The sequence below is a fragment of the Microcystis sp. M049S2 genome, from assembly GCF_020245625.1.
Lineage (GTDB): Bacteria > Cyanobacteriota > Cyanobacteriia > Cyanobacteriales > Microcystaceae > Microcystis > Microcystis ichthyoblabe_A.
The window spans coordinates 16,785-37,736 of the sequence record NZ_JADBUN010000046.1; the positions used below are offsets into that span (position 1 = coordinate 16,785).

A 20,952-nucleotide genomic window follows, 5' to 3' on the forward strand; every position below is an offset into this window, starting at 1 on the left:
GTTATTATAACCTATAGTGAAAAATATTACAAGTTAATTTTTCCCTTACTTGCCATGTCTTATCTAGTCGCCACTTTTTACCAGTTTGTGGCTTTGTCAGATTATCGTCAAAAACAGCCAGAAATACAAAAATACTGCCAAGAAAGAGGAATTAAAGGAACTATTCTTCTGGCAGCCGAGGGGATTAATGCAACGATCGCCGGGAACCGTCAAGCGATCGCCGAGGTGATTAGTTGGTTAAAAACCGATACTCGTTTAGCTAATCTAGAGGTGAAAGAGTCTGTTTGTGATTATTTGCCCTTTCAACGCTTAAAAATTCGCTTAAAAAAGGAAATTGTGACTTTCGGTCAACCCAAGGCTAATCCTCTCGAAAAAACAGGAATTCATCTCAAAACTGAAGAGTGGAACCAATTGCTGAAAGAGCCGGACGTGGTAGTGATCGATACGCGTAATAATTATGAAGTGGAGATCGGTACTTTTGCAGGAGCGCTTAACCCAGAAATCCAGCATTTTCGCCAATTTCCTGAGTATATTCACGACAATTTTGATAGTATTAACGATAAAAAAATAGCTCTTTTTTGTACGGGGGGAATTCGTTGTGAAAAGGCGGCAGCTTTTTTATTAAATCAAGGCTTTTCTCAAGTTTATCAGCTAGAGGGAGGTATTTTGAAATACTTAGAAGAAGTTAGTCCCGATCAGAGTCTTTGGCAAGGAGAATGTTTTGTTTTTGATCAAAGAGTGGCCCTAACAGCTAATTTAGAGGTAGGACATTATGAAATGTGTCCCGCTTGCGGTCATCCCATCGATGAAAAAGATAAACAGTCCCCCAATTACCGAGCAGGAATATCTTGTCCCTATTGTAGTTAATTTTCTCCTATCTTAACCGCTCTCATCTCCCTACTTTTATAGTATCTGGTTACTTTTTCTTGCGGATTTGTGTACCAGAAATCATGTCATGAAGGGCGCGTTTTTTCTTTGTCCAGGCTGCCAGTAAAAAGCCTAAATATAAGGGAGCAGTGGAGAGAAATTTTAGTAAGTAGCGGCGATTAGCTCTTGCAAAAGATATGCGTCTTCCTTGGCTATCGGTGACGGATAAATCAAAAAACATTTTACCAATAGTGGCTTTAAAAAGATATTCTAAGAAAACATAATATAACCATTTAATCACTATTCCTAAACCAAGAGCAGTCAGAATGGCAATATGTTCGTGAGTAAAGTTAAGTTTGGCTTGAATATTATAGATAATTGCCGCTATAAATAAAGCAAACCCGATAATTGTTGTTCCAGCTGCACTTAATCCTGCTGCATAGTAAACCCAGATTTCTTTGGCTATATCAAAATCAAGATTTAAGTTTTGAAAAGTTGACCATTGTTGTAGGCGAAAACAGATATAACCACCTAATAAAGCGGCGATAATAAAAACGATAAAAGAATCAATTAAAGAGGCTTTTAATCGGAGCCAAAACCCAGCATAACTGGGAGAAATTGCAGCGATTAAAGAAATAATTGCAGGATTGGGAATAGCAATAATTTTAGGTTTTTCAGGAGAAGAATTTTTAGTTTTTTTAGGTTGATGGGGATTGGCTTTAATATCGGTAATAATTTTTAGCAAAGTTTTGGTGTCTTTAGGTCGATCAATAGGTTTTTCTGCCATTAAATTATCGATAAAATCTGCTAATCGAGAAGGGATTTTTGGGGCATATTTACGCCAGTTAAATTCATTTGTGTTAATATTATAAATTTTCGGGTCACTGGGTTCTTTACCGGTTAACAAAAAGACGAAAGTTTTGCCCAAAGCATAAAAGTCTGATTGGGGGACAGAGTGACCAAGAGATTGTTCAGGAGGAGCATATCCAGGGGTATAAATTCCTGTATTTTTACCTCCTGCTAGGACAGTTTTAGTCACCTGTCGCGCTGCTCCAAAATCAATTAAAACTAATTGACCATCGGGTTTTAAGATAATATTAGAGGGTTTGATATCACGATGATAGAATTTATGTTTATGAACTTCGTGGAGAATATTAGCTAACTGAGTTAACCAATCCAAAGCGAGATTATAATCAATCGGTTTAAATCCTCTTTGTTTTTGATGTTCTTCTAAGTCAATACCGGCAATTTTCTCCATAACTAAACAGTGTAAAGCAGTTTGACTCTCCCGGGGATGATAAATAAAATAGTTTTCTCCTTTGGGAATACCGGGGTGATTTAATTGTTTTAAAAGATTAGCTTCCTGTTGAAATAAATCAATAGCTTTGCTGGAATCGTAGGTAAGAACTTTTAAGACTTTGGGTATTTTACGTTCATCTATCACTTCATAGGTATTACCAAATCCACCTTTGGCACTCAATAAATTTGTGACTCGATATTTACCATTTAAAAGCAAGTCGGAACCACAGGATTGACAGTAACGACTCTCCGTGATACTTTTCGGTTTAGGACAATGAGGATTAATACAAAAACTCATAGATTTTATTGGTAGAGTACAAAATAAACTTGATGATGACAATATTCCCTGATATATTTAAGGTTTGTTGCCAAGAAAAAAGCCGCGCAATCCCAAAGTGACCACGGCACTTAAAAAAGCCACAACCATGGGGATAATCAGGGATTTAAAACCTTTCAAGTCCGCAATATCTTTAACTAGGATTGCATAACTATCCTCAACTTTTTCCAGTCGTTTATCCATTGTTTCGACTTTCTGATCAAGAGTTTTAATATCTCCCTTTATTTCTGTGGTTTCAATCTTCAGATCATTAACATCTTTTTGGAGAGTATCAAATTTTTGATTAACATCTTTTTGGAGACTGTCAAATTTTTGATCCATATCTCTTTGGAGATTGTCGATTTTCTGATTAACATCTCTTTGGAGGGTGTCGATTTTACTCTCGATCCTTGTCAGGACAGATTCGAGAGAATAGGTAACGGTTTCGCTAGTTTGTGTCATAATTAAAAACCTCTTGCAAATAACTACTTTCTTGAAATAAAAAATTAAGGTTTATTACCAAGAAAAAAGCCACGCAATCCTAAAGTGACCACAGCACTTAAAAAAGCCACAACCATGGGGATAATCAGGGATTTAAACCCTTTTAAGTCCGCGATATCTTTAACTAGGATTGCATAACTATCCTCAACTTTTTCCAGTCGTTTATCCATTGTTTCGACTTTCTGATCAAGAGTTTTAATATCTCCCTTGATTTCTGTGACTTCCACCTTTAAATCATTAACGTCTTTTTGGAGACTGTCAAATTTTTGATTAACATCTTTTTGGAGACTGTCAAATTTTTGATTAACATCTTTTTGGAGACTGTCAAATTTTTGATCCATATCTCTTTGGAGATTGTCGATTTTCTGATCTACATCTCTTTGAAGACTGTCAATTTTCTGATCCACATCTCTTTGGAGACTGTCAAATTTTTGATTAACATCTCTTTGGAGATTGTCGATTTTACTCTCGATCCTTGTCAGGACAGATTCAAGGGAATAGGTAACGGTTTCGCTAGTTTGTGTCATAATTAAAACCCTCTTACAGATAACTACTTTCTTGAAATAAAAAATTAAGGTTTATTACCAAGAAAAAAGCCGCGCAATCCCAAAGTGACCACGGCACTTAAAAAAGCCACAACCATGGGAATAATCAGAGATTTAAACCCTTTCAAGTCAGCAATATCTTTAACTAGGATTGCATAACTATCTTCAACTTTTTCTAGTCGTTTATCCATTGTTTCGACTTTCTGATCAAGAGTTTTAATATCTCCCTTGATTTCTGTGACTTCCACTTTTAAATCATTAACGTCTTTTTGGAGACTGTCAAATTTTTGATTAACATCTTTTTGGAGACTGTCAAATTTTTGATCCATATCTCTTTGGAGATTGTCGATTTTCTGATCCACATCTCTTTGCAGGGTATCAAATTTTTGATCCACATCTCTCTGAAAGGAATCTATTTTCTGACCCATATCTCTTTGGAGAGAGTCAATTTTCTGATTAACCTCTTTAATACTATCTTTAATTTCTTTTAGGACAGATTCAAGGGAATAGGTAACGGTTTCGCTAGTTTGTGTCATAATTAACAACCTCTGGTCGATATAGCCAAATATAATTAGGTTATACTAAAAAAGTTTTTCGTTGGTGTGGGGTGTAGGGTTTTATCCAATTTTCAGGAAAGAAGTACCTGAATTTTCCCCCCGATTACTCGAATAGCTGGCACTTTTTGATTTCAAAAAGCCTAAAGATATTATCCAACAAAGTTTTTAGATTTATTCAGCCAGCCCTCATTATTCCCCTATTGGTGGGAGCCAAGGACGATTTTGCTACCGAAAAAATTCCATTGTGGCCAGAGAGCGGTCATGGTAATTTAAGAAAGCGATCGGGGAACTCTAACAGGGAAGATACCGACCCTAACCAGGGAGTGCCTGTTTAACCGTCTGTCCTATGTACAAGTCTATTACTGTTTTAACGCTGCTGACGGGAATTATCGCCGTTGACGTGGTTTTTGCTCAATCCACTGTTAATCTTCCTATCGCAGTTCAACAGGGAGAATCCTACGAAGGATTATTGACTAGAGCATCGCAATTAGCGGAGAAAACTATCATCAGTCGTTTTAATCAACAACAGGGTATTAATAAAATTGATTTATTAATAACGGCCGAAAAATCAGGGGCGATCGCACCTCTCCTCTCGGTGAAGGTATCCCGTCAAGATTGGTTTGGCCATCCCAATATTCAACGCTGGGCTAATGTTTTTCCCTTTGGCAAAGCTCTCCTTGGTTTTAGCTCTCCCGCACCCGTCGTCACCCCGAAAAGTCCTCCCGCTGCCGTTAACCCCACGCCATCTCCGGCACCATCTCCCACCGCTACCACTCCCCCTGCTTTACCCTTCGAGGACGAGCCGAATAATGCTCCCCCAATCCCTATTCCTAAGCAAAGACTAACCACTCCAGCTAATCGTTAATTGATAGGAAAAGCAGGGGCTTTCGGCAGATATATTGACTTTTAAGTGGCAAAACGAGGCTGAAACCAGTCTAGGGGAAAAATATCATCTTCTTGGACGATTTCTGTCCAACCAGTGACACTCTCAAAACAAGTCCCCGTCAAGTTAGCACCCCTCAAGTCCGCTCCCTGTAGATTTACCTCTTGTAAACGCGCTCCCGCTAGATTAGCACCCGCTAAATTGGCCCCGCGTAAATCACTACCGGTCAGACGTGCCTCGCTAAAATTAGCCCTTTCTAAATTGGCCCCCTGAAAGTTCACCTCTTTTAGAAAAGAGCTGCTAAAATTGGCTTCCCTTGCGGAAATCTGACGACATTTAGCCCCACTTAACCGCGCCTCTTGCAAATTGGCCCAATTGAGATTGACTTTATCTAGGGTTGCCTCCAAGAGATTAACTAAGTATAAATTCGCCCCGCATAAATTCGCCCCGCATAAATTCGCCCCCCGGAGATTAGCATGGGAAAGATCCGCCCCACTTAATCGCGAGTTACGCAGGTTAGCCTGTACCATAAAGGCCCCGGTGAGATTGGCTTTGGTTAAGTCCGCTTCCACTAATTGCGCTTGACTTAATTTGGCATAGGTTAAATTCGCCCAATTCAAACTCGCTCCCCGCAGATTTGATTTAGTCAGAAAAGAGCGACTCAAATTAGTTCCGCGCAAATTTGCCGCCGCAAAATTGACAGCGATCAGAGTCACTTGTTGTAGATCTAGACTCATCAAGTCAATGGCTAAAAAATCCCGTTCTCCTTGTTCGTAGAGTCTTAGTAACTGATTAACTTTCATCTCCCTTCTTCTACTTTAAGATGGTGGTTAAGAATTAATCAACAAAGGCACCCAAAAACTTCGTCTGATAAATAACTCATCTAAAAGCTGAGTTATTTATCAGGCTCTCTTTTGAGTTTATGTAAAGTTTTTTATCGATTTTTTAAGGGAAGATAACCCGAACAGCAAGTTAATTTTAATCATAGTTAAGTGGCTTGGCTAAAACAGTTTGACTGGTTTTCCCAATTCTACCCCAGCCCATCGGGTAATTAGTATCTAAAACTACTCTTGTTAAAAAACTTATCTATTGTTCAAACTCGATTATATTTAACCCAGCCAATTATCCCTATTTTCTCGGATCAGGGCGGTGGAGCCGAGAGGACTTTCAGGCTATTTTTACCCAAATCAATAGAGACGTTGTCTAGCAACGTCTCTACAAAAGTGGCATTTAATCAAGCTACTCAGAAACAGACAGAGGGGAAACCTTTTGGGCTTGAGCGAGATAGTACCATCCCGACGGGACAAATACCAGTGCGCTTAGGGTGGTTCCGATTACCCCGATGGAAATACAGATAGCGAGGGGTTCCCAAAAAGCCCCGCCGTAGAGAAATAATGGCACAAATCCCGTCACGGTGGTTAAGGTAGTGGTGAGAATGTGACGGGTGGAAGCAATGACCACTTCCCGGATTGCCTTTCGTTGGCGTTGAAGATGGGGCGGTAAAGCTTGTAAAGCCGCTACCACGACAATAGAATCATTAACGGAAACCCCAACTAAGCCGATAGTGCCTAAAATGGACATGAATCCTAGGGGATATTCAAATAACCAGAGGGAAAATAAGGCTAGTCCAATTGAACTAATACCGATGACAGTAACTAGGGCAGCAAGACGGAAGGAGTTAAAAGAAAGAACAAGGGTTGATAGCATTAGAATCGCCAAGACTCCCACACTAGCAATTAGATTAGCCACAGCTGTATCTCTTTCTTCTTCCTCTCCGCCAAATTCGAGCCGATACCCTGCCGGAAGGGAAAATTTGCCCGATTCTAAGTTTTGGCGAAATTCGTCTAAAACCGTTGCAGCGATCGCATCAGCTTGAACATAGGCCTTCACCGTATTAATTCGCTTGCCATTTCGTCGAGGAATCGTGGCTAATTCGGGGAGAAAATCAAATTCTGCCACGGAGGAAAGGGAAATATTCGCCCGTTCAGCAGTGGCGGAATTACCGAGAATATTTAAAGAGGCAATTTGTGGCAGTTGCTCGCGATCGCGATTAGCGACTCGGACTCGTACGGGTAATTCTTCCGTTGCTTCTAAAATCGAGCCACCCACAGAACCTTCTAAAAGGTTATCCAATTGACTTGCGATCGCCGCGTTATCCAAACCAATTAGTCGAGCTTTTTCTTCATTAATTTTTAAGGCTAATTTAGCTTGAATTTCACTTAAATCAGCAACAGAATAGGTTATTTCGGGTATTTTTGCCAGTTCTTCCCGTAGGGACTCGCCAATTTTCCTTAACATCTCCAATTCTGAGCCATAAACCCTAATTTCGATCGGGGCGCCCACCGGTGGACCCTGTTCTAGGGGGCTGACTAATACCCTTGCCATCGGTAGAGCTTGACTTAATTGTTTTTGTAAGGTTTCGATCAATTGGGGATCATCAGAAACTTGCCGAAGTTGAATCAACGCTTGGGCAAAATTAGGAGAGTCTTTGACGCCATCGGAGAGATTATAGTAGAAGGGGGGAGCATTACGCCCTAAAAACCAGTGAACTTCCCCAATTTCTCGATGATCTAGCAGTATTTTTTCAGCTTGAGCCACTTTTACCTGAGTTACTTCTAGGGTTGTGGTGGGGGCCAGTTCGATTTCTAGGGTTAACTGATCTCGTTCTGCTGGGGGAAAGAATTCTTCTGGGAGAGTGCCGGCGACAACAAAGCCAGTAATTGGGATAATCAAGCCAATAACCAGACCTAATACGGGAAAATAGAGAATTAACTTCAAAATTTGGCGATACAAACCCGTTAGGAGCGGTAAATTAATTCCCGTATCCCACCAATGGGTTTTTGTCTGATGCGAGCGATGAGTCAGTTGATATAAACGTAAACTGAGGACAGGAATAATCGTTAGGGACAAAATTAGAGAACTAACCAAGGCTAAGATCACTGTTTGGGCGATAGTACGCACGAATTCGCCAGTGCCTCCTTGCAAAAGAGCGATCGGCATAAAAGACAAAATCGTGGTTAGGGTAGAAGCTAAGAGGGGAATCCCTAACTGTTTAACGGTTTCAGCAACAATATGTTCGTGAGCTATTCCGGTCCGTAGTCCTTTTTGCAGTTCATCGACAATCACAATAGCGTTATCGATCAAAAGTCCCAAAGCAATAACAATTCCTGTCACCGACATTTGATGTAGGGGAATTTGCCAGAGATTCATACCGGCAAAGACCATCAGGATCGATAAAGGCAGGGATACACTTACTACCAAGGCGGACTGCCATCCCATCATCACAAAAGCTGTCCCCATGACACAGAGTAACCCTAGGATCATGTTGCTGAATAATCCATCGAGTCGGTTAGCCACATAACGATTTTGGGCAAAAATTATCTTGAGGCTCACACCTTGGGGGAGAGAAGGGCGAAACAGGTCTAACTTGGCCTGGGCCGCCGCTGTCCATTCGTCTATGCGTTGACCAGATTCCATCATAGCGGCCACCACAATAGCCGGTTTACCGTTAATAATGGTTAGTTCTGGTGGTGGTTCTTGAATTCCCTTGGTAACTAGAGCGATATCTCCTAAACGGGTAAATTGTCCATCATTACTGTAACGAATCGGAATGGCTCGAATCCGAGAGAGTGATTCTAAACTGGTATCGACTTCCAATAATAAATTATTGCGATTACTGCGAAGTTGTCCGGCGGCGACCTTGGCATCACTGGTTTGAATTTGTTGGGCAACTTCGACGGCGGTTAGGCCCAGAGAGGATAATTTCACCGGATCGATTTCGACTAAAATTTCCTCGGCCGGAACCCCGACTAACTCGACCCTTTCGGTTCCCCAAAGGGCTTCTAATTCATCGAACAGTTCTTGGCCAAGTCGGCGTAAAATAGCGTAATTAGGAGCGGTATCTAGATCCCAAAGGATGGCAGTCAATAAACTAAAGGCTTTACTATATCCTTCTTCGTATAAGGGTCTTTGGGCTTCTGGGGGTAGTTGCGGGATGACATCGGTAATCCGATCGCGAATGCGTGACCAGACGGGATCCACATCAGTCACTTCATCTTTAAGTTCAATATTGACCGTGGAACGCCCTAATTCCGAGGAGGACTCAATCAGGCTAATTTCTTTGATGCTAGAGAGAGATTGTTCAATTTTTTCGGTCACTAGGGATTCGACCCGATAAGGACTGGCACCGGGTAAATTGGTGGTAATGGTGGCACCTCGATTAATTGTTTCGGGATCTTCCATGCGCGGCAAAATTTGAAAGGAAGACAATCCCCAGACAATAATCAGAATTAAGGTCAGAATTAGTAATCTAGGTTTACGTTCAAATAAGTTATTCATTGGAGATTATTAGGGATAATAAAGCTGATTAATGACCGCTGACTACCAAATTTCCACCATTTGCCCTGGTACGATGCGGTGAACCCCTTCGACGATCACCCGATCACCGGAGGTGAGCGTCCCGCGCACCAACAAGCGATCGCCTTGAATCGCTAGAACTTCTAAATCTTGGCGTTTGACGGTAAATTGTCGAGGATTATCGGGATTAGCTTCTCCTAGAACATAGGAAGACCATAATCCTCTCGTGCCTTGTACTAAAGCTTCTGTGGGCAACCAATAGCCCGATTGTGGAACCGATTGAGATAATTCTAGGCTGACCACTTGCCCCGGAATCAGGCCCTGAGTCTGATTTAAACTTAAAATAACCGTGGCGGTACGGGTAGTTGGATCAATTTGGGGCAAGGTTGAAGTGACTTGTCCTGTTAATATTTTGTTACCAATTTTTAAACGATGTTTACTCCCAATTGGTAAGTTTTCGGACTGGTCAATGGGAACCCCTATACGCGCTTCCAGTTTATTACTTTCCACTAAACGAACGATCGGATTACTTGCAGAAACAACAGTGCCAATATTGACGTGAAGGAGGGCAATAGTGCCATCGTAGGGGGCTTGAAGTTGGCTTTTCTCAATCTCTAATTTAATATTCTTCAGTTGGGCATCAAATTGGTCAATAACGGCTTTTTGCAGAGAAATCAATTCGGGACGAGTACCAGCTTTGAGTTCATCTAATTGACTTTGGGCTTCATCAATTCTCGCTTGTTGTGCATTAACATCTGTTTGCACTTCTTCGAGTTGTTCTCTAGTAATTGCCCCTTCTTGATACAATCCTAGCCGTCTTTGGTATTTAGATTGGGCTAAAGCTAATTGTTCCCTGAGATCTCGGACTTTTGCTTGGGCTGCAGCGATACTTTCTTTCCTGGAACCAGCTTGTAATTCTTGCAGTTTAGCCGTGGCTTGCGATCGCTGGGCGATGAGTTCTTGTTTTTGTGCTTCTAAATTGCGTGTATCTAGAGTAGCAATTAAAGTACCTCTGCGTACCTCTTGACCCTCTTGAACCAATAAACTAATTAATTGTCCCGAACGCTCAAATCCTAGTTCACTTGTCCGTTTAGCCACAATATTACCGGTATAACGGCGCGGTTCTTGGTGATGGGTGACAGGACTTAAAGTTAAGGTTCGCACCGGTAAGGCTGCCGTCTTGCTCTTATCAATTGCTAACGAAGCGGTTTCTTCTGAGGTGGTGGATTCAGAGGTGTCTTCTAAGAGGACATTACGCAGGGTAGGATAGGCAAAAACCGAGGTGGCCGCTAGGATACCAGTAATAATTAATCGCCAAGGCAATCGCAGTTTTTTGATGGCAGTTTCTTGCTGTTTAGTGACAGGATTGGGGGAAGTCATAATCTAGTTCCAAATGAGTAGGGTTTTGTCAAGAGTAATAACAGATTAGCGAGGAAAGAACTATTTTTTGATCGCATAAGGCCGTAGGACAAAAGCCGCTGCTAGGGATAATATACCGGCGGACAAAAAGGCAATTTGTACCCCCCAGGGGTTATCAGGAGTTTTCCCGAAAGACAGGATTAATCCTGTTAGAAAAGACCCCGCACCTTGGCTAAATTGAATTAGGAGACCCCTGGTACCAAAAAATATTGCTTCTCGTCCCATTCCCTGTTGCTCCGCATCTTGATCGATAATGTCCGATAACATGGCATTCGGCAGACTAAAAAAGCTGGCTAGGGCTAAATTAGCAATGATCGAAAGGATTAACCAGGGAATCAAAGAATCTTGCCACCAAAAACGACCACAGGCCATGGCAATCATACCCAGACCAACCCAGATTAAAGAACCTTGAAAAACCAGTTTTTTGCCATATTTTCGCGCTAAGGGTAGAACTAGGGTAAATCCAGCCAAGGCACTACCGACGATAATAGTATTAATCACGGCGGCAAAACTTACCTCTCGTTTGAGGAGAGCAATTACTAAAAAAGTCGGAATCACCGAGATAATACTAATCACCATCCACGCCAAGATCATGGTGATCATATAGATACAAAAAGTCCGATTGGTAAAAGCAGCCGTTAAGGTGGTTTTAAAGTTAGGATATTTCCCCTTAGAAGGACTATATTCTTCTTTTTCTAGCAAGGGCATAGCTAGAGTAATTAGCCCAATAAGACTAATAGCAATACCCATTCCCTGAAAGCCATAGCTATCAGTTAACCAAGGGGCAATAATCCCACCAATGGTGGCACCAACTAAACCAAAAATTCCGATTTGAGTTGATAATTTAACCCTTCCTTCTGGGCTTTTAGCGAGAGTGGGCAACCAGGCTAAATAGGGAACATGATAGGATGCCATACCCACATAAAACACCCAAAGCATGGTGACTAAATAAATGAAGTAAGTGGTTTGATTTAAGTTATTAGGGGGATTAAACAACAGGATAAAACCACCAATTAAAGGGACTAAACTGGCCAGTATAAATGGTCTTCTTTTGCCCCAAGGACTCCAAAAGCGGTCGGAAAAATAACCGACTACTGGCTGCACAAAAGCCCCAGCAATACGGCTAATCATTATCGCTATCCCCACTAAAGCAGAGGGCAATAAAATGGATAAGTTATAGTCATTGGGAATGCCCGGGTCGTAGCGATAGATTAGCATGGTTAGAAGGGCATTGTTAACGATAAAGTTACCAAACCAACCAGTGATATACGGAAGATAATCTATTCGGAGATGTTGCCATTTGCTAGAAGTGCTAGAAGTCATTAGAATTGGGGGAGAGATGGGTAGTTAGTAGTAGATTGTTAGGCTTATTTAAAGAAATTCGTAGCGACCGGGTGAGAGAATGTGATGGGGATCCAAGCTGTCTTTAATTTTCTGGATTAAGCAACTATAATCGTCTTGGGCTACGGGTAAACTATTCATAGAGTGGGTACTAAGACGGTAGGGATAATAGCCTTGATTGATCAATTCTGCCAACATTTCATCGTGACAATTTAAGGCTTTTTGGTCTTCTCCTTCTAGCAATCGATCATAAAAAATGGCAGCATTGATGTTGATATTGCGCTCGGTAATACAGTTAATGCCGATATTAGGTTCATAACCATATTTTTGAGCGATGCTGCTGATAATATTGAGAGCATTTCTGAGATGATTTCCCAGAAAAGGAACAGCGGGAACACACCAAATCATGCCACAGGCATCCAGGTCTAAATTCAACCTATCGGTGGGGGGCGTTTTTTTGCGCCAATAGGCCATCTTCAGCACTTTTTCGGTAATCATTCCTCGTTGGGGATTTTTGTGATAAATTAAATCCACCTTATCCTTAATTTCCACCCCTGTAAATACTTTAAAAATGGGACTCATTTTGCTGGCCATTTTGAACTTATTTTCATCAAAAAACATAAGTTTATTGACAATTCCTTTCAAGGCTTTTTCAATTAGTTTTCTTTCAACTTTTCCCTGTTCTGGTGAAGCCGAATATAAAGCGCCTTCTCCTATCCAAACACCGCCACCCCATTGATGACTTAATTGTTCTAATAAATCGGGGGGTAAAGGAGTTTTTTCTTGGCATTCCTGCCAGGGATATTGTTGTTGAATAGACAACATTCGGTAGTTATTATTAATGTGGAAGGTCGTTTTAATTACCCCTGCCATTTTCAGTTGACGTAGTTTATCGATCAATAACTCTAATTTATTTTCCTGATCGATGCTATAGAAAAAAGCCTGAAAATATTCAGGATAGGGGGTTAACCAAAAAGTCATTTTGGTGACGATTCCCAGGTTAGATTGGGTAAAAATTCCATCAAAATAAGGACCGACTCCCCAACGATTGACCGCCCCTATTTGGGAATTTTCAAAGCGATTAAATCCCGTATGAACACATTCACCGGTGGGCAAAACTACTTCCATTCCACAGACATGATTAAAGCGATCGCCCAAAGGTCCTTTGGCTTCACCTCGTTCGAGAATATTGCCAATAATACTAGAATCAGGAGTCGAACCGGTGACACTCATTAATAATTTATTGCCATTTTTTTGCAAAAAATCGTAGAGTTGTCGCTGAGTAACACCGGCTTCAATAGTTACATAAGCTAGGGTTTCATTATAATCCAAAATCTGATTTAATCGACTCAAATCCATTAAAACCGAACCGGTGCGGCTAGGAACTCGCGAACCATAACCCCAATTTTTACCTGTACTAATAGGATAGACAGGGGTTTGATAGCGATTAGCAATTTTTAGAGATTCTTGGACTTCTTGACGATTACCTGGGCGAATAATTGCCGGGATTTTAGCATGGGTTTCGTAGGTAGCGGTCTCGGCTTCTAGGCGTTTTTTGTTATCGGTGCTGACATATTCGGAGCCTAATAAATTTTCCCATTCCTGTAGAGCGTTAGTTAAATTGTCGCTAATAATATTTTCGGAAACAATTAGAGAGTCCATAGTATTTTTTTTCTCCTTGAAATTCAGGTATGAAGGGTAATTAAAGGGCCGTAGGGAACCGGCCCTGCTATCCGTGGCAATTAACTTTTAAGCGGTTGCTGTTTGCGAGAGAAAATTGCGCTAAAACTAGGAATAAAACGGGGAGTATTGGCGAAAACTGCTTGATAATTGGTGTCTTGACTCAAAGCTTCTTCTTCAGCCGGAATGCGTTGGATTAATAACCAAGCATTCAGGAGACTAAAGACTATAGATGTCAGATAAGCGGTATGAAACAAGGGAACCACCGCTAATTCCGTGATCATGGCCCACCAGTTAGGATGACGGATATATTGATAAATGCCATTGTCGATCACGGGTGTCTGAGGAACCGTGACCACCTGATGAATCCAGCGATCGCCCAAGGCTTCAATGGAGGCATAGCGGAGCTTTTGAGCTAAAAAAGTAGTAATTAGGGAAAATAAAGCCAATGCTGGAATAAAAGGTCGATCGAGCAGATAAACTTCCCCAATCATGCAAAGCATCCAGCTAGATTGGAAAATCTTGACGAATCCCACATAATTAGAACTATGCAGTTTGCCACCTTCCGCTAAGACTTTGGCCATATTCTGTTTACTCAGACGAGTAACGCGCACTCGTTGGACAATAATGTAACTAATCAGGGCAATGAAAACTATTTGGCTTAACATCCTTAAATATCCTTAGAATTGAACTAAAATGGCTTCTTGAGCAAATCCAGGCCCCATGGAAATTATTAATCCGTAGGAACCCGTGGGAGGATGGGGACGGGAAAGGGTTTCATCGAGAATGCAGAGGATAGTAGCAGAGGCAATATTGCCAATTTCTGCCAAAATATCCCAACTAACCTGTAAAACATCCGGTTCTAACTGAAATTCTTCAACTATTGCATCGAGAATCTTTGGACCCCCCGGATGCACCATCCAACAGACAATTTCCTCGAGGGAAACTCCTGTTTTTTCCAGTAAAGATGTCACCGCTTTTCTCACCCCACCCTTGACGTAATCAGAGACTTCTGGGCGAAGAATTTGGCGAAAACCGTAGTCTGTTAAAGGTAATGCCATTAAATGCTCTGTGTGGGGCATTAACAGCGATTGAGTGCCGATAATCTTCAGTTTTGCTTTACCTTGCTTGACTAAGGGATGTTCATCTCCCGCTAAGAGAACCGTGCCGACTCCATCGCCAAATAAAGCCGCTACCACAAGGGTCATAATGATATTGCTATATTGAGACGGATCTTCGGGTAATTGTCCCAATAATTCCGTTAAATCGCTATGAATTGACCCTTGCCAAAGGCCAGAGGAGGGATCGGTGGTAAACAAAATCGCTGCTTCGGTGGGATGTCCTTGCAGATAATCGTTTACTCTGGCTAATCCTTGGGCGCCTCCCAAACAGCCGACACCCGATAACGCTTGCCGCTTGATATCGAGGGAAAAATCTAGACGATTGAGGAGTAAACTTTCTAGGGAAGGAACGGAAGGAAGAACAGTAACGGAAGTAACTAGGGAGATTTCTTTGGGAGAAAGAGCGGCTTTTTTGAGCAAATTAGTTACTGTCGATGTTACTAAATCCATAGTTAGATCGACCATTTGACGAAAGGGTTGGGCGATTCCGGGAGGATTATCGGCATCGAATTCATCTAGGGGAATAGTGAAGTATCGCCCTTGAATTTTGACATTACTGAAAAAACGATGAATTTGTTCTAAATCAAAAAAGGTTTGTTCCTGGAAGTCGAGTTGATTTTCTCGGCAATAATCTTGAAGAAGATTAGCACAATGATTTCTGATATTGACTTCTAGAACTTCTTGGGGATAGTAATGTTCTGGAAAACCAGTAGCTGTCTCAATAATGTAGGGCATTGGAGTTAAAAGAGAGGGATTTCAGGGGGGGAGAATTATGCTGGGAGATTTAAGCCAGTAATCGGCGAGCTAATCCTTGGGCTTGGCGTATATAACCCAATTTGTCAATCACTAAGGAGTGAGTACCGCTATGGTGTTTATTGTCGGCGCTTAAATTGGAACTAATTTGACGTTTTAGCTTTTCAAATTTATAGACAAACCGGGATTTTTTATCCTGAGCTTGTAGATAAGCGGCCACTAAATTACTTTGTTCTTCAAATACTCGCCAGTGGGTGCCAGTGGGATGAACCATTCCGATGACAAACAGGTTATTTTCCTCTGGGTGAAAAACATTCATATAGAGGTTAGGCTGGGTGGTTCCTTCTTGCCAATTTAAATCCGATTTGTCAATAAAAGAAAATTCAATTTTGTAACCAGTGGCGTAGATAATCAGATCAATTTCTTCTGTACTGCCATCGGCAAAAATAACATTCTTTCCATCTAATTCTTGGATATTAGGCTTATGGGTGACATCTCCATGCACATAATAACGATAGATTTGTTGGTCACTGTTGGGAATAATTAGACCGTTACTTTTACAGTCTGTAGGAATATTGAGTTTTTTGAGATTAACTCCTTGTAAGAATAGAGCTATTGGTGATAATAAAGCCATCATTTTCATGTGTTCTTGGGCTGGAATTAGATTCATGATTGGCGTGTTAATCATCACCCATTCTGGGGGCAAACCGAACAAAAATTTCGGCATACAGAGAAAGCCACGACGGGTACTATGGAAAGTTTTACTGCCATTGATAGCCGCTTCGACGACTAAATCCATGGCTGATTGTCCCGCTCCAACTACTAGGACTTTTTTAGCATTTAGTTGAGCGGGATTATCATAATCTTTTGAATGGATAATTTCCCCGTCAAAATGCCCAGAAAATTGAGGAATATTCGGTTTACTATGATAACCACTAGCGATTAAAACCCCTCGGTATCGTCTGGTTTCTTGGTTGCTAAGGGTGACATCCCAAAAGTTACCCACCTTTTTTACTTTCTCCACGCTGAGATTAAATTCCATGAAATCATAGAGATTGAAATGAGCGGCATAATTGCGAAGATATTCATAGACTAACCGATGATTGGGATAATCTGGGTAATCTTTTGGCATGGGAAAATCGGAAAAAGGTTGTGTGGTTTTATGACCAATCAGATGTGTATTTTTATACATTGGACTATCGGGACGATCATAAATCCAAATACCCCCAACATCCTGGGCAGATTCGATAACATTAAAGGGAATTTTGGCTTTGCTTAAGGCTCTAGCCGCCGCTAATCCTGCGGCACCAGCCCCAATAATACAGTATTGCTCTTTGTAATCTAAAGTCATGATTTTTCTCCCTTGAATAATTGGTTGATTAGGCAGTCATTTGTTCAGGAAACTCTCGTAAACTTTGGCCAATTATTTTCATAATTTTCTCCGTATGTTGATTGATAAAGAAATGTCCTCCCGGTAAGGTATGCAGGACAAAATCTTGATTGGTTTGCAGTTGCCATTGTTGTAATTGATCGGCAGAAACCTTGGCATCGTTGTGGCCTCCAAAAACGGTAATAGGACAATTTAAGGGTTGACCTTGTTGATAAGAATAGGTCTCTAGGAGTTTGAAATCTGCTCGTAAAATTGGCAAAAAAGCCGCCATTAAATCGGGATTTTTGAGGAGAGTTTCTGGGGTTCCTTGAAAATGACCTAAAGCTGTTAAAAATTGCTCATCTCCCAGACGATGAATGGGTAAATCAGGATTGACAATTTGAGGCGCTCGAAATCCAGACATAAATAAATGTTGGGGTAGATTTTGCCGAGTTTTAGCCAATTCTCTGGTTAATTCAAAACTGATTAAAGAACCCATGCTATGACCAAAAAAAGCATAAGGTTGGTCTAAATAGGGAGTCAGAATCGGAATGAGACGATTAATCAGGGATTTTAGCGATGTAATCGCAGTTTCCTGAAGACGCGTTTCGCGTCCGGGTAGTTGAATCGCCCACAATTCCACTTGCTTGGGGCAGTAATTCAGCCAATTTTGGAATACGGAGGCACCCCCACCAGCGTAGGGAAAACAAAATAGACGAATGTGGGCGTTAGGATTAGCTTGTTTGCGAATTAGCCAAAGTTTCGGATCATTAGAGATATTTTCGGCTTTAGTCGTCTTGATTGGTTTTTTCTGTTTTGAGGGGAGAGGAGTTTTATTGCTAGTTGCAGGTTGGGAATTTTGGGTGATTAAGTTGAATATTTGCGGTAAAAACTGCTCAATACTCAATCCCGCTAGGTATTCCACGGGAACAATAATTTTTAAATCCTCCTCTAGTTGACGTCGTAATTGACTGGACATGAGAGAATCTAAGCCTAAACTAGAGAGCGGTTGCTTGGTATGTAGCTTGACCACGGATAAACCAGTAATCTGTTCTAAAACACCGATAATGTAGGTTTCTAGTTGTTTAAGCTGTTTCTCTGCGGGTGTGGCCAACAAAGAGTCAAGGGTAATTAGATGACCAGAAGATGATGCAGTGGTGGTTTTGACAACTTCCGGCGGTTGCGGCGGTGTTTCTAGGAGATATTTCGACAATTCAGGCAATAATTGCGCTTCTTCTGGGGTCAAGTCGCCTGTTTTTAGCCAATAACTACTTCTTTCAAAGGTGTAGGTCGGTAAGATACAGGGTTTACTGTCTTGATTGGCCGTTATCTCTTGCCAATTCAGGGCGAATCCCCGCAGATAAAGCTGACTGACACTCTCGAGGATCTGTTGTCGGTCAGAGGTTTGACGACGCAAACTGGGCAACCAAAGACAAGAATAATTTTTATCCAGTAGGCTGCCCATGCCCGATAAAACGGGATGGGAGCCGCATTCGACAAATAGCTCATAACCGTTGTCCAGTAAGGTTTTTATCCCATCGGCAAAGCGAACAGAAGACCGGAGATGACGACACCAATAATCGGGAGTAGTGACCTCAAAATTGACTAAGTTGCCATTAAGGTTAGAAATTAAGGCTCGTTGGGGGGGATGATAGGTGATAGTTTCAGCAATTTGTCGGAACTCGTCTAAAATCTCCTCCATCAGAGGGGAATGAAAGGCTTGAGAGACATTTAACCGGGTAATTTTCAGATTTTTGACCTGAAGCTGTTTTACCAGGGTTTCTATGGTCTCTGCAGCACCGGACAGGACAATATTATCCTGACCATTAATAGCGGCAATAGCGACCTGAGATTGATAGGGGGCAATTAAGGGAATAATTTCAGCTTCACTAGCCGATATAACGACCATTGAACCACTTTTTCCCACAGAATCCATCAATTTAGCCCGATAGAAGACTAATTTTAAGGCATCTTCTAAACTAAAGACTCCAGCAACACAGGCGGCCACATATTCCCCTAAACTATGACCCATAACCCCATGGGGGCTAATTCCCCAGGATTCCCAGAGTTTAAAAAGGGCGTATTCGAGAGCAAATAGGGCAGGTTGGCTGTAAAAAGTTTGATTGAGATGATTTTCTTGGTCAATAATCTCCGTTAGGCAATAGTCCCCATATTGACGGAGAATCTCAGCACAGCGATCGAGTGTTTGACGAAATAGAGGATAGGATTGGTATAGTTCCCTTCCCATACCGGGGTATTGAGAACCCTGTCCCGGAAAGAGAAAGGCAATTTTTGCCCGATTTTTGCCATTAAATTCACTTTTTTGGCGAAAAGAACTGGGTTCACCTTGAACGAAAGCGGCTAATTTTTCTTGAAGTTGGCAGTGACTAGAGACAATACAGGTGAAACGATGGGGTAATTGAGAGCGACTGCGATTGCTAGTAGCACAAATGGAGCTTAAAGCAATATTTTTCGCATTTTCTAGGTAATGTGCGTATTTTTGGGCTAGTTTGATTAAAGCCGATTCAGTCTTGGCTGAGAGGGTGAACAGATAGGGCGATGAATCAGGTGCCGCAGTCGTTTGAGGTTCGTAAGGGTATTCTTCGAGAATAATATGGGCATTAGTGCCATTTAAGCCAAAAGAACTAACTCCAGCTAAACGAGCAGAATTTTCACTAACCCATTCACGGTTTTTAGTCGGAACTTTCAGCGGTTGATTTTCCCAGTCTAGATGGGGTGTCGGTTGCTGGAAGTGGAGATGGGGGGCAATTTGTCGATGTTGCAAGCATAAAATCACTTTCATCAGTCCGGCAATACCAGCGGCCGCTTCTAGATGGCCGATATTGGTTTTGACGGAACCAACCCAAACCGGTTGGGGATTTTTAGCAAAAACTGTCGATAATGCACCTAATTCAATGGGATCGCCTAAAGAAGTGCCAGTTCCATGGGCTTCAATATAGCTAATGTCCTCTGGCTTTACCTGAGCATTTTTTAAAGCTTGACGAATCAATTGTTCTTGACTAAGTTGATTGGGAACTGTTAAACCGCTACTCGTACCACCATGGTTAACGGCCGAACCTTTAATTAGTCCTAAAATCAAGTTATTATCCCGAATAGCCGCAGATAAAGACTTTAAAACTATAATACCGCCGCCTTCTCCCCGCACATAGCCATTCGCTGTTCTATCAAAGGTTTTACAACGACCGTCAGGAGACAACATCTGGGCGCGGGATTCCATGATAGTAACGAAGGGGGTTAACATTAGGTTGACCCCCCCGGCTAGGGCAACTTCACACTCGTTATTGCGTAAACTTTGGCAAGCTAAATGAACAGCGACTAAAGAGGAGGCACAAGCAGTATCAACCGTTAAAGTTGGGCCATGAAATCCAAAAAGATAGGATAAACGTCCCGAAGCTACACTTTTAGCATTTCCCGTTCCCGTATAGGCATCAATCAGATCGGGATGATGGCTAAAATGGGAGTAATCTTGAGTCATCATGCCTATAAATACCCCCGTTTGACTTCCTCGCCGATTTAAGGGTGATATTCCCGCATTTTCCAGAGCTTCCCAGGCTAGTTCCAGCAGTAATCGCTGTTGCGGATCCATTTGTGCCACCTCCCGGGGAGAAAGACCAAAAAAATCAGCGTCAAATTGATCTATCGGTTGATTTAAGAAGCCACCGTGACGGGTATAGACTTTTCCCCTTGCATCGGGCTTAGGATCGTAATAATTGTCAATATTCCAGCGTTGCGGCGGAATTTCGCTGATGGCATCGGTTCCTGATTGCAATAATTCCCAAAAAGTTTCCGGTGAATTAGCTCCCTGGGGAAAGCGACAGGACATACCAATAATTGCAATTGGTTCATTCTTAGCTTTTTCTAGGGTATGTAGCTTAGTTTTTAAGACCTTAATTTGATTTAAGGCATCTTTTATTAAGCTCATTT

15 protein-coding genes are annotated in these 20,952 nt (G+C 41.7%); 2 read left to right on the forward strand and 13 right to left on the reverse strand.

Annotated features, from left to right (window positions below; all coding sequences use genetic code 11):
- Positions 1 to 54 precede the first annotated feature (54 nt).
- Positions 55 to 867, forward strand: coding sequence for an oxygen-dependent tRNA uridine(34) hydroxylase TrhO (gene trhO / locus IM496_RS03915; protein ID WP_194013282.1), 813 nt, complete (start codon positions 55 to 57; stop codon positions 865 to 867).
- A gap of 49 nt (positions 868 to 916) precedes the next feature.
- On the opposite strand, the gene IM496_RS03920 is transcribed toward trhO, so the two are convergent.
- From IM496_RS03920 to IM496_RS03935, 4 genes are read right to left on the reverse strand one after another with little or no spacing between them, the layout of a single operon-like run.
- Entirely contained in the window at positions 917 to 2,464 is a 1,548-nt protein-coding gene (locus IM496_RS03920) for a protein kinase domain-containing protein (protein WP_287661278.1), read from the reverse strand.
- Between the two features lie 57 nt (positions 2,465 to 2,521).
- Positions 2,522 to 2,944 (reverse strand): shikimate 5-dehydrogenase, encoded by a 423-nt coding sequence (locus tag IM496_RS03925; protein ID WP_104397164.1) that lies wholly within the window; start codon positions 2,942 to 2,944, stop codon positions 2,522 to 2,524.
- A gap of 44 nt (positions 2,945 to 2,988) precedes the next feature.
- Positions 2,989 to 3,510, reverse strand: coding sequence for a hypothetical protein (locus IM496_RS03930; RefSeq protein ID WP_194013284.1), 522 nt, complete (start codon positions 3,508 to 3,510; stop codon positions 2,989 to 2,991).
- Between the two features lie 44 nt (positions 3,511 to 3,554).
- Positions 3,555 to 4,064, reverse strand: coding sequence for a coiled-coil domain-containing protein (locus IM496_RS03935; protein WP_104397162.1), 510 nt, complete (start codon positions 4,062 to 4,064; stop codon positions 3,555 to 3,557).
- Between the two features lie 367 nt (positions 4,065 to 4,431).
- On the opposite strand from IM496_RS03935, the gene IM496_RS03940 reads away from it, so the two are divergent.
- Positions 4,432 to 4,950 carry a hypothetical protein gene (locus IM496_RS03940; protein ID WP_287661279.1) on the forward strand — a complete coding sequence of 173 codons (519 nt, stop codon included), beginning with the start codon at positions 4,432 to 4,434 and terminating at the stop codon, positions 4,948 to 4,950.
- Positions 4,951 to 4,991: 41 nt separating this feature from the next.
- On the opposite strand, the gene IM496_RS03945 is transcribed toward IM496_RS03940, so the two are convergent.
- The 9 genes from IM496_RS03945 to IM496_RS03985 form a co-directional block, all read right to left on the reverse strand.
- The gene (locus IM496_RS03945) at positions 4,992 to 5,771 is read right to left on the reverse strand and encodes a pentapeptide repeat-containing protein (RefSeq protein WP_287661280.1); all 780 of its coding nucleotides are present in this window, start codon (positions 5,769 to 5,771) and stop codon (positions 4,992 to 4,994) included.
- Positions 5,772 to 6,207: 436 nt separating this feature from the next.
- Positions 6,208 to 9,306 (reverse strand): efflux RND transporter permease subunit, encoded by a 3,099-nt coding sequence (locus IM496_RS03950; RefSeq protein WP_287661281.1) that lies wholly within the window; start codon positions 9,304 to 9,306, stop codon positions 6,208 to 6,210.
- Between the two features lie 42 nt (positions 9,307 to 9,348).
- Positions 9,349 to 10,704: an efflux RND transporter periplasmic adaptor subunit gene (locus IM496_RS03955; RefSeq protein WP_194013288.1), complete on the reverse strand. Its 1,356-nt coding sequence runs from the start codon at positions 10,702 to 10,704 to the stop codon at positions 9,349 to 9,351.
- Positions 10,705 to 10,764: 60 nt separating this feature from the next.
- A complete protein-coding gene (locus IM496_RS03960) occupies positions 10,765 to 12,066 on the reverse strand; it encodes an MFS transporter (protein WP_002776862.1) in 1,302 nt (433 codons plus the stop codon).
- Between the two features lie 48 nt (positions 12,067 to 12,114).
- Entirely contained in the window at positions 12,115 to 13,746 is a 1,632-nt protein-coding gene (locus IM496_RS03965; protein ID WP_287661282.1) for an FAD-binding oxidoreductase, read from the reverse strand.
- A gap of 80 nt (positions 13,747 to 13,826) precedes the next feature.
- Entirely contained in the window at positions 13,827 to 14,432 is a 606-nt protein-coding gene (locus IM496_RS03970) for an isoprenylcysteine carboxyl methyltransferase family protein (RefSeq protein ID WP_002731647.1), read from the reverse strand.
- A 12-nt stretch (positions 14,433 to 14,444) separates the two neighbouring features.
- Positions 14,445 to 15,620 (reverse strand): type III polyketide synthase, encoded by a 1,176-nt coding sequence (locus IM496_RS03975; RefSeq protein WP_002731880.1) that lies wholly within the window; start codon positions 15,618 to 15,620, stop codon positions 14,445 to 14,447.
- A 49-nt stretch (positions 15,621 to 15,669) separates the two neighbouring features.
- Positions 15,670 to 16,989, reverse strand: a complete 1,320-nt coding sequence (locus tag IM496_RS03980; protein WP_194013292.1) for a flavin-containing monooxygenase — start codon at positions 16,987 to 16,989, stop codon at positions 15,670 to 15,672.
- A 28-nt stretch (positions 16,990 to 17,017) separates the two neighbouring features.
- On the reverse strand, positions 17,018 to 20,950 hold the full coding sequence (locus IM496_RS03985) for a beta-ketoacyl synthase N-terminal-like domain-containing protein (RefSeq protein WP_287661283.1): 3,933 nt from the start codon (positions 20,948 to 20,950) through the stop codon (positions 17,018 to 17,020).
- Positions 20,951 to 20,952: the final 2 nt, after the last annotated feature.

Excerpts from the sequence above, each read along its gene's own strand:
- trhO (WP_194013282.1), top strand. The coding sequence starts at position 55 with ATGTCTTATCTAGTCGCCACTTTTTACCAGTTTGTGGCTTTGTCAGAT.
- IM496_RS03920 (WP_287661278.1), bottom strand. The coding sequence starts at position 2,464 with ATGAGTTTTTGTATTAATCCTCATTGTCCTAAACCGAAAAGTATCACG.
- IM496_RS03925 (WP_104397164.1), bottom strand. The coding sequence starts at position 2,944 with ATGACACAAACTAGCGAAACCGTTACCTATTCTCTCGAATCTGTCCTG.
- IM496_RS03930 (WP_194013284.1), bottom strand. The coding sequence starts at position 3,510 with ATGACACAAACTAGCGAAACCGTTACCTATTCCCTTGAATCTGTCCTG.
- IM496_RS03935 (WP_104397162.1), bottom strand. The coding sequence starts at position 4,064 with ATGACACAAACTAGCGAAACCGTTACCTATTCCCTTGAATCTGTCCTA.
- IM496_RS03940 (WP_287661279.1), top strand. The coding sequence starts at position 4,432 with ATGTACAAGTCTATTACTGTTTTAACGCTGCTGACGGGAATTATCGCC.
- IM496_RS03945 (WP_287661280.1), bottom strand. The coding sequence starts at position 5,771 with ATGAAAGTTAATCAGTTACTAAGACTCTACGAACAAGGAGAACGGGAT.
- IM496_RS03950 (WP_287661281.1), bottom strand. The coding sequence starts at position 9,306 with ATGAATAACTTATTTGAACGTAAACCTAGATTACTAATTCTGACCTTA.
- IM496_RS03955 (WP_194013288.1), bottom strand. The coding sequence starts at position 10,704 with ATGACTTCCCCCAATCCTGTCACTAAACAGCAAGAAACTGCCATCAAA.
- IM496_RS03960 (WP_002776862.1), bottom strand. The coding sequence starts at position 12,066 with ATGACTTCTAGCACTTCTAGCAAATGGCAACATCTCCGAATAGATTAT.
- IM496_RS03965 (WP_287661282.1), bottom strand. The coding sequence starts at position 13,746 with ATGGACTCTCTAATTGTTTCCGAAAATATTATTAGCGACAATTTAACT.
- IM496_RS03970 (WP_002731647.1), bottom strand. The coding sequence starts at position 14,432 with ATGTTAAGCCAAATAGTTTTCATTGCCCTGATTAGTTACATTATTGTC.
- IM496_RS03975 (WP_002731880.1), bottom strand. The coding sequence starts at position 15,620 with ATGCCCTACATTATTGAGACAGCTACTGGTTTTCCAGAACATTACTAT.
- IM496_RS03980 (WP_194013292.1), bottom strand. The coding sequence starts at position 16,989 with ATGACTTTAGATTACAAAGAGCAATACTGTATTATTGGGGCTGGTGCC.
- IM496_RS03985 (WP_287661283.1), bottom strand. The coding sequence starts at position 20,950 with ATGAGCTTAATAAAAGATGCCTTAAATCAAATTAAGGTCTTAAAAACT.